The sequence below is a fragment of the Streptosporangium sp. NPDC050148 genome (assembly GCF_055586505.1).
In genome coordinates, this window is the sequence record NZ_JBVJIA010000010.1 from 152,823 (window position 1) to 159,157 (window position 6,335).

Annotated in this window: 6 protein-coding genes; 3 read left to right on the forward strand and 3 right to left on the reverse strand. The window is 72.3% G+C overall.

What is annotated here, in order from left to right; translation table 11 throughout:
* Positions 1-112: 112 nt before the first annotated feature.
* Both ACZ6RT_RS14025 and ACZ6RT_RS14030 read right to left on the reverse strand, forming a co-directional pair.
* On the reverse strand, positions 113-685 hold the full coding sequence (locus ACZ6RT_RS14025) for a DUF6461 domain-containing protein (protein ID WP_470153731.1): 573 nt from the start codon (positions 683-685) through the stop codon (positions 113-115).
* Positions 686-795: 110 nt separating this feature from the next.
* Entirely contained in the window at positions 796-2,019 is a 1,224-nt protein-coding gene (locus ACZ6RT_RS14030; RefSeq protein ID WP_470153732.1) for a DUF1996 domain-containing protein, read from the reverse strand.
* A 343-nt stretch (positions 2,020-2,362) separates the two neighbouring features.
* On the opposite strand from ACZ6RT_RS14030, the gene ACZ6RT_RS14035 reads away from it, so the two are divergent.
* The 3 genes from ACZ6RT_RS14035 to ACZ6RT_RS14045 all read left to right on the forward strand — a co-directional run bounded on the left by ACZ6RT_RS14035 (position 2,363) and on the right by ACZ6RT_RS14045 (position 5,335).
* Positions 2,363-3,199, forward strand: coding sequence for an alpha/beta fold hydrolase (locus ACZ6RT_RS14035; RefSeq protein ID WP_470153734.1), 837 nt, complete (start codon positions 2,363-2,365; stop codon positions 3,197-3,199).
* Positions 3,192-3,791 carry a TetR/AcrR family transcriptional regulator gene (locus ACZ6RT_RS14040; RefSeq protein WP_470153736.1) on the forward strand — a complete coding sequence of 200 codons (600 nt, stop codon included), beginning with the start codon at positions 3,192-3,194 and terminating at the stop codon, positions 3,789-3,791. The genes ACZ6RT_RS14035 and ACZ6RT_RS14040 overlap by 8 nt, the downstream gene beginning before the upstream one ends.
* Before the next feature lie 248 nt (positions 3,792-4,039).
* A complete protein-coding gene (locus ACZ6RT_RS14045) occupies positions 4,040-5,335 on the forward strand; it encodes a serine hydrolase domain-containing protein (RefSeq protein ID WP_470153738.1) in 1,296 nt (431 codons plus the stop codon).
* 30 nt (positions 5,336-5,365) lie between these two features.
* Here the strand turns inward: ACZ6RT_RS14045 and ACZ6RT_RS14050 are convergent, their stop codons facing one another.
* Positions 5,366-6,175 carry a maleylpyruvate isomerase family mycothiol-dependent enzyme gene (locus ACZ6RT_RS14050; RefSeq protein ID WP_399192047.1) on the reverse strand — a complete coding sequence of 270 codons (810 nt, stop codon included), beginning with the start codon at positions 6,173-6,175 and terminating at the stop codon, positions 5,366-5,368.
* Between the last annotated feature and the right edge of the window lie 160 nt (positions 6,176-6,335).

Here is a 6,335-nt window from a genome sequence, read left to right on the forward strand (position 1 = left end):
GGTGGATCACTTCGCTGCAAGCCCCTGCGAGGTTCCCCGGGGGCGCCGTTCTGCTGTACCAGGCCATCAGGGTGAAAAAGCTTCACCGAGTTCACGTCACTGTCGGCCGGCGTCACGACGTGGCCGGGGCCGGGACGACGCCCCACATGAACGTGAAGCCTTTCAGCAGTCGTTCCGTCACCCTGATCCCGGTCAGGTGCTCGACGAGCAGGAACGCCGGCCCCTCGTACAGGTAGGAGAACGACGGGTAGAGCCTGCCGATCTCCACCAGCGTGCCCATGAGTTCGCCCGGGTCCTCCGGAGGATGTTCCTCGTCGAATCCCCAGGAGAACCGGATCTCGCCGTTCTCGCACCAGGTGAAGTAGTCCAGGCCCTTGATGGCGAGGGCGGCCTGGGAGACGAGGCGGGTGCCCTCGGAGAGCCGAGTGATCACGTCTTCGAGGGTGCAGAGCCAGTCGGGGTCGAAGACGAACGTCCAGTCGCCGATGGAGGTGACGCCGAGAGGCTCTCCGGGGTGCGGGTAGTGGTCCGGGTCGTCGGGGAAGGGGCCCGGGGTGAAGTCCTGCCATCGGCCGCCGAGGCGGGTGACCACCTGTTCCGGCATGGCACGGACGTAGACGAAGCTGTAGCACTCCTCGCCGTACTCGCCGCGGAGCCAGGAGGTGTCGGGGGGCTGCATGGTCATGCCGTCATGCTGCCTGCCGCCACCGACAGATACGGAACCCGGGCACGACCCCACCTCGCCCGCTCAGGCGGGGGCCGCGGCCGAGGGCGGGACCCCGGCCGCGAGGTGGTTCAGAAGGTTCCCGCGGTGTTGCACTTGGCGCTCTGTACGATGCAGTCCCTGACCCGGTGGCCGAGCGCGTTCTCGTTCCAGGCGTTGAAGAAGTCGCCGTGCATCGAGGAGGCCATTCCCGACGCCAGACGGAAGCCGTCGGCGCTGCCCCTGGTCGGGTAGGAGATGACGAACGAGACCGAGGGGATGGCGACCGGGTGGTCACCGCCGCACGCGCCGGTGTGGGCGTAGGCCACGTGCGACTTGTGGTTAGGGCTGTCCAGGTGGGCGCCGTCCCAGCAGTCGGGGAAGACGAGCTGGAACATCAGGTTGGCGGTCGGGGCGCACACCGGCCAGTTGCCGTCGGCGCTGCGCCCGATCTCGCCGCCGGGCCCGGCGCAGTAGAACTGGTTGACCGAGCCCTTGGGGGTGGGCACCTGCGACGTGGCGCTTCCGGCGATCATGCGGAAGCCCGTCGGGAACGGCACGGTCTTCGTCGCGTCCGCCAGGCGCGAGCCGTAGTGGACGATCACGTCCTTGGGCTCGATGGCCTTGTCGCGCTCGTACAGGGTCGGGATCCAGTACGCCGACGGGTCCGCGGCCGGTGCGCAGCTCGTCGCGGTGTCGGCGAGCAGGCTCTGCGTGGTGGTGGAGGCGTCGGCGCCGCGGTTGCCCACGAAGGTGTGCATGTGGGAGGCGCCGGGCAGGCCGGGGAAGACGATCGGGTCGTCGGGCCTGGAGTGGCTGTAGGCGCAGGTGGCGTTGAACTCGGGCACCCGTACCACGTGGCCGGGCACCGGGGCCGGGGTCATCGCCCTGAACGCCTTGAGCTGGGCGTTCCACGCCGCCTGGTCGATGCCGGCCCAGCCGTTGCCGGACGGGGCGCCGGTCGCGAAGGAGAACCAGTTGATGTTGACGAAGTCGCCGGCCGTGGTGTTGCGCATGACGGCGAACACCGTCTGCGCGCCGGGCGAGTGGGTGGCGGCGGTCGCGGTCGCGGTGACCCAGTTCTGCCAGCCGGCGTTCGTCGTGATCGGGAGGCTCGCCAGCAGCGGCCCGGTCAGGGACCCGGTGCGCAGCTCGACCGTGCCCGAGCCGACGGCGGAGGCGACGCGGGCGGAGACCGTCAGCTCCGCCTGGACGACGGCGGTGGCGGCCTGCGCGGCGGGATGGGTGAGGGCGGCGGCGCCGCCGGCGAGCACGACCGCCGCCAGGGTGCGCAACAGGACCTGTGGTCTTCGCACGGGGGTTCCTTCCGGACACGGGGGGTGTGAGCCGGGGGGCGACCGGCATGCCCGCCGGTGGGCGCGTCGAGTGGCGAAGGGGCTTCCGGGACGTCCCCCGGGCCATGGATCATCACTTATTTTTAACCGTGAAGAGAGCGCTCCCGCAGCAAGGGTGATTGCACTGACATTCGCTGTCAAGCCTCTTTACATGGTTTCGGACCCGGGTCGTCGGAGTCGGCTCAGGGAACGTTCCCCGAGGAGGAGGCCGTCACTTCCGGCTGTGCCGGGGCGTCGGCGTTGACAGGTTTGGCTAATGGCAGTAGCTTTTAGCTAATCGAATTAGCCAAACCTGGAGGACGTCGTGACCGAACACCTTGCCGTCGACGGCGGCACGATCGCTTACGAGGTGGCGGGGTCCGGCCCGCTGATCGTCCTCGCACACGGCATGGGCGACAGCCGGGCCGCGTACCATGCCGTGATCCCGCGGCTGGTGGCGGCGGGGTACCGGGTCGCCGCGGTCGACCTGCGCGGCTGCGGCGAGTCCAGCGTCGGCTGGCCGGCCTGGAGCCGCACCGACATCGCCGGGGACCTGCTCGCCGTGATCCGCCACCTGGGCGGCCCGGCCGTGCTCGTCGGCCACTCGATCTCCGGCGGCGCCGCCACCATCGCCGCGGCGACGGAGCCCTCGCTGGTCACCGCGGTCGTCGAGCTGGCACCGTTCACCCGCAAGCAGTCGATCCGCCTCGGCGACCTGCGGGTCAAGCGCTTCCGGCGGGGCATGCTGCGTCTGCTCGGCACGGCCGCGTTCGGCAGCGTGGCGCTCTGGCGCTCCTACCTCGACGTGGCCTACCCCGGCGTGAAGCCGGCCGGCTGGGCCGGGCGGCTCGACCGCATCGACTCCCTGCTGCGCGAGCCGGGCCGGATGAAGGCCCTGCGGGGCATGGGCGGCAGCGCCCCGGCCGACGCCGGCGCGCAGCTCGGCAACGTCCGCTGCCCGGTCCTGGTCGTGATGGGCACGCTCGACCCCGACTGGACCGACCCGCACGCCGAGGGGTCGGCGATCGTCGACGCCCTGCCGCCCGGCCTCGGCCGCCTCGAGATGATCGAGGGCGCCGGGCACTACCCGCACGACCAGTTCCCCGAGCGGGTGGCCGAGCTCGTGCTGGCCTTCCTCCGATCGGAGGGCGCCCGTGCCTAGGGCCGGTCTCGACCCGGCGGCCGTGGTCGCGGCCGGAGCCGCCCTCGCCGACGAGGTGGGCCTCACCGGCCTGACGATGGGGTCGCTGGCCGAGCGGCTGGGCGTGCGCGCCCCGTCCCTGTACAAGCACGTGGACGGCCTGGAGGACCTCAACCGGCGCATCGCGGTCCTGGCGCTGGGCGAGGCCGCCGACGCCATCGGCGACGCGGTCCAGGGGTACGCGGGCCGCGACGCCCTGGCTGCCGCGGCGCGCGCCTTCCGCGCCTTCGTCCTGAAACACCCCGGCCGGTACGCCGCGACGATCGGCGTGGAACCGTCCGGCCCGGACGACCCGCTGGTCACCGCCGGCCTGCGGGCGCTCGGCGCGTTCACGGCGGTCCTGCGCGGCTACGAGATCGGGGAGTCCGAGATGGACCACGCCCTGCGCATGCTCCGCAGCCTCTTCCACGGCTTCGCCACGCTGCAGGTGGCCGGCGGCTTCCAGTGGAGCGCCGACGTCGACGAGAGCTTCGAGTGGCTGATCGCCTTCACCGACCGGGGCCTGCGCGCCCTGGGAACGCCGTCGGCGATCGCGCCCGCCGAGGCGGTCTAGTGCCGCGTCAGGTGACGTTCGCCCCGTCGCGAACCGCCGTCCGGCTGCCGCGCCGGGCGGCACCGGGCCACCGTGATGAACAGCGTGGCCGAACGCGTACAAGTCCGTGACATCGACCACCGTGCGGCCGGTGGCACGCGGTGAGCAGGCCCGCCTGACCGCCGGGTAAGCCCGCCTTACCACGTGCCTACGGCAGTCGCGCCGCGGAGCAAGCCGGTACATGAAGCGGAAGACGCATGCTGGGCGCCATGACCATTCGTCGCCCCGGTACGTTCGCCTCGCGGCTGGGAGCCGCGACCCTGGCCGCCGCGCTGCTCGCGGCGGACCCCGCAGTCGCCGTCGCGGACGGCGGCCTCGACCGGCAGCGGCTGCGCCGGACGCTGGACGCCGTGCACGAGGCCGGCATGTACGGCATCCACTCGAACGTCGTGGACGGACGGCGGAGCTGGAAGGGCGCCGCAGGCGTCGCCGACGTCGAGACCCGCCGCCCGATGCGTCCCGAGATGGTGCACCGGGCCGGGAGCATCACCAAGTCGTTCGTCGCGGTGGCCGTGTTACAGCAGGTCGGCAAGGGCACGATCGAGCTCGATGCCCCCGTCGGCCGCTATCTGCCGGATGTGATCCCGGGTGAGCGCGGGCGGCAGATCACCGTACGCATGCTGCTCGACCACACCAGCCACATCGCCAACCACACCGGGGTGATCTTCCCGACGGTCGAGAGCCTGGACGCCAACCGCTTCCGTGCCTTCCCGCCGGAGGAGCTGGCGCGGGCGGGGCTCGGCGCCCCCGCGACCGGGCGGCCGGGGGTGACACCCGGGGCGTACTCGAACACGAACTTCGTCATCGCCGGCCTGCTGCTGGAGAAGGTGACGGGCATGAGCGCCGAGCGGTACATCACCGACCACGTCTTCCGGAAGGCCGGGCTGCGGCACACGTCGTTCCCGCGGACGCCGTACCTGCCCGGGCCGAACTCCAAGGCGTACGAGGCGCTCTTCGGGTTCTTCGACCCGCCCAGGGACTACAGCGTCTACAACATGTCCTGGGCCTGGACCTCGGGTGCGGTCGTCTCGACGATGGAGGACCTCAACCGCTTCTTCCGGCTGCTGCTGCGCGGCGAACTGCTCGACGCGGCCCTGCTCGCCGAGATGCAGAAGACCGTGTCCATCCGGTCGTTCTCGGGCGCCGTGATCGACTACGGTCTCGGGATCTTTCCCGTCGACCTGCCGTGCGGCAGGTTCTGGGGGCACGACGGGAGCGTCCCCGGCATGCAGACCTTCGCGTTCTCCGATGCCGGCGGCGGCCGCCAGTTCGCCTTCGGCGTCAACCTGAGGAACTACCAGCGGCTCGACGAGAACGGTGCTCCGGTCACGCACGCCATCGACCTCGCGATCGGGGACCACCTGCTGGAGGCGGCGTGCGGGCCCGACGCGGGGACGGCGGCCAAGGCGACGCGGCCGCTCTCGCCGATCGGCGTGGACGGGGGCACGGCCACCCCCCTGACGGCCCGGTACTCCCGCGGACCTCACGGCACCGGTGCCGTGTAGCGATCCTGGGAGACCTCCGGCCTGGACGGGCTAGAAGCCCGGGAACACCCGGCGCAGGTCCTCCAGGGTGACCCCGTCGCCGGTCACCGTCACCGACGCCGGGGTGTGCTCCTGCGCCAGCCTGCCGGTGAGCAGGCGGATCCACGCCTCCGCGGGCAGGGACAGCACCACGTCGGCCCGCTCGGGGGCCTCGCTGAAGCCGACGGTCTCGCCGAGGGTCAGGCCCAGCACGCGCTCGGGGCCGGTGGTCTCCACCCGCAGGGTGGTGGCCAGGCGCGGGTCCAGGGCGTCGGACCTGCCGATGAAACCGATGAGGAAACCGAGCGGCCCGGCGTGCAGGTCGGTCAGCACCCCGGCGGTCTCCGGCGCGAGGGCGGCCGCGGGGTCGAAGGCGACCCGCACGTCCCAGGTGTGCAGGGCGGTCTCGTTCAGGCGCATCCCGGCCACCAGCGCGACGTCACCGGGCTCGGGCAGGAAGCCCAGCTTGATCCGCAGCTCCTCGCGGGCGGCGGCGTCCAGGCTCTCGTACGCGGAGACGAGCTCGGCGTCCGCGGGCGCGAAGTCCTCGGCCTGCTCCTTGGGGCCCTTGGCGTTCCAGCGGTCCCAGACCGAGTTCATGAAGTCCGAGTCCGGCGCGTCCCGGCCCTCCTGTGCCGCGCGCAGCGTGGCCAGGCCGATCTCCGCGCCGCTGCCCAGGTGGCTGAGCACCTGGGCGACGGTCCACTCCGAACAGGCCGAGGGCCGGGTGAGGTCGGCGGCGTCCAGGTCGCGGACGAAGGCGGTCAGGTCGTCATGGGTGGTGCGCAGGGCCGCGACGGTCCTGTCGGCGAGGGTGGTCATGGGTCTCCTGACGGGGTGGCGCGGGACACGGCGGCCGGGACGGCCGGGCCGGCCGGCCGCGTGCATCGTACCGGCCCACCGGCGCGCCGCCGGGACGACCGGCCGGTGACGGCCCCTCCCGCGGTGGGGAGGACCGGCCGGTGACGGGCCCTCCCGGTGG